This window comes from Psychromarinibacter sediminicola (assembly GCF_029168335.1).
Taxonomy (GTDB): domain Bacteria; phylum Pseudomonadota; class Alphaproteobacteria; order Rhodobacterales; family Rhodobacteraceae; genus Psychromarinibacter; species Psychromarinibacter sediminicola.
Map to the genome: position 1 here is coordinate 1 of NZ_JARGYC010000182.1, position 1747 is coordinate 1747.

The window sequence follows — 1747 nt, forward strand, 5'->3', positions numbered from 1 at the left end:
ATAGCGGTTTTCCCATGATCCACCTCCACATATAGTGAATCACAAACCCTTCCTTATGGGAATCCCCGACTCTGGTTTTCCGCACGAGGCTCTAGGGCATCGCGATGCTCTTCAAACATGGAGAGATCGCGATGAGGATCTTATCGAAGCGCCAGTTGAAGGAGTTGGTTCTGTACTCGCCCCAGCACATCGCACGACTGGAAAAGGCCGGAAAATTCCCTAGGCGGATCATCCTTGGTCCCAACAGAGTGGGGTGGGTCGAGGACGAAGTGCTGGATTGGCTTCAGAAGAGGCTGGACAGCCGAGACACGACCTGACCGACACTCCCCATGCGGGAGCGAGGGTGGCCGGGCGTGCACAGTCCGGTCACCCTTCGCTGGATGTAGAAACGGCCCTTATGTATGTGCCGGCTGCTGTTTGCAATCGAGAATTCGGCGCGGCTTCGGAAATCGCTCATATGTATCCGGCCTGTTTGTCGGCTCGCGGGCCGTGGCCTCGATGGGGTTACGCACGCACCTTGGTCTCATTACCGGCAAGGTCGGTGATGACCATTTGGGCCGTGAGACTCTGGCGCTTAGTTTCTCCGTTCCATGCTGTCCTCTTTTGCGAACTTCGTTGTGACCTTGGAGGAATTCAGATCGCCTCCACGGCCGCGTCTCTTGGCGCGTCGAAGCGCGTCCCGTGCCGGAGGATGCTCCACGCGTGCGAGCCAGTTTGTTGGCCAAGGCAACTGCGGCCTTGCTTCTGGGCATTCGGCAGATAGCTCGCTCGAGCCACGCGCCAAAGCTGAAGTCTTGCGAGCGGAGAGGGCGCATAATGATCACTATGATCACTTTGCGGCCTAGGCGAACAGCATTCGCAGATGTAGGCTTCCCCGCTTGGTGATCCGCCCGAGGATGGTGCGACTGCCAGTGCTGAACCGCCGGGGCACGAGCCCAACCCAAACGGCGAAGTCGCGACTTCAGTCAAAGGCCTCCCCCTGAGCCACCGCCGCCACCATGGCCGTCGAAGTCATCGGCCCGATGCCCAGGATCGACATACTCTTCGCGCAGTTTTCCTCGGCGCGGCTGATATCTTTGGACACATGGCTGCTTCTCCTTTGGCGCAGATGATCTCGGATCAGGATAACCCGACAGTGGGGGGAAGTAGCCGGCACATCCCATTAGCGGACCTTGAGCGCCTCGGCACCCTCTCGCGAAACTCTCTCGCGAAACTCGTTGAACAGTATCAACCGGGAGAGGCGTCTGCTGGTTTTCGGGCGCTCTCTGCAGCGGGGTCGCTCTGCCCCGATGGAAAGGCATAATTGAAGAACAAATATGTCTTGATGTGTTCCGATTTCGTTCTTAGCTAAAGGATAATAAACCCTCGAAAGCCGGAGCAGTGCCACCATGACCGCGACGATCACATCATTCCCGATCGGGAATGCTGACTCGACCCGCCTCATCCTCGCCGACGGACAACGGCTCCTCTTCGATTTCGCTAACATGGAGAAATCGAAGGATTCTGGCATTCAGTTCGATCTACAAGCCGCGATCGTAGATGACCTGCGTGCTGCCAAGAAGTCCGGACTTTCGATCCTGTGCTTCACCCACCTAGATCGGGATCACTGCTTCGGCGCCGGAGATACATTCCATTGGAGTCATGCGAAGTCGCGGGTAGTGCCCCACGGGGTGGTGTAGGAGGCCGCGCGCGGAGCCATCTGGCGTAGCGCAGCGCGCGGCCTGTCTGGTGGCCACCGCGCTTCTTC

The 1747-nt window shown here is 58.4% G+C and carries 4 protein-coding genes; 2 read left to right on the top strand and 2 right to left on the bottom strand.

Annotated elements, in window-relative coordinates:
- Nucleotides 1-131 precede the first annotated feature (131 nt).
- Entirely contained in the window at nucleotides 132-317 is a 186-nt protein-coding gene (locus tag P1J78_RS24775; protein ID WP_275565570.1) for a helix-turn-helix transcriptional regulator, read from the top strand.
- Between the two features lie 524 nt (nucleotides 318-841).
- Here P1J78_RS24775 and P1J78_RS25505 read toward each other — a convergent pair.
- Both P1J78_RS25505 and P1J78_RS25510 read right to left on the bottom strand, forming a co-directional pair.
- Complete coding sequence (locus P1J78_RS25505) at nucleotides 842-931, bottom strand: hypothetical protein (protein WP_374213425.1); 90 nt, start codon at nucleotides 929-931, stop codon at nucleotides 842-844.
- A 30-nt stretch (nucleotides 932-961) separates the two neighbouring features.
- On the bottom strand, nucleotides 962-1084 hold the full coding sequence (locus tag P1J78_RS25510) for a hypothetical protein (protein WP_374213426.1): 123 nt from the start codon (nucleotides 1082-1084) through the stop codon (nucleotides 962-964).
- A 304-nt stretch (nucleotides 1085-1388) separates the two neighbouring features.
- Between P1J78_RS25510 and P1J78_RS24785 the strand changes: the two genes are divergently transcribed.
- Nucleotides 1389-1679: a hypothetical protein gene (locus tag P1J78_RS24785; protein ID WP_275570044.1), complete on the top strand. Its 291-nt coding sequence runs from the start codon at nucleotides 1389-1391 to the stop codon at nucleotides 1677-1679.
- The last annotated feature ends 68 nt before the right edge of the window (nucleotides 1680-1747 follow it).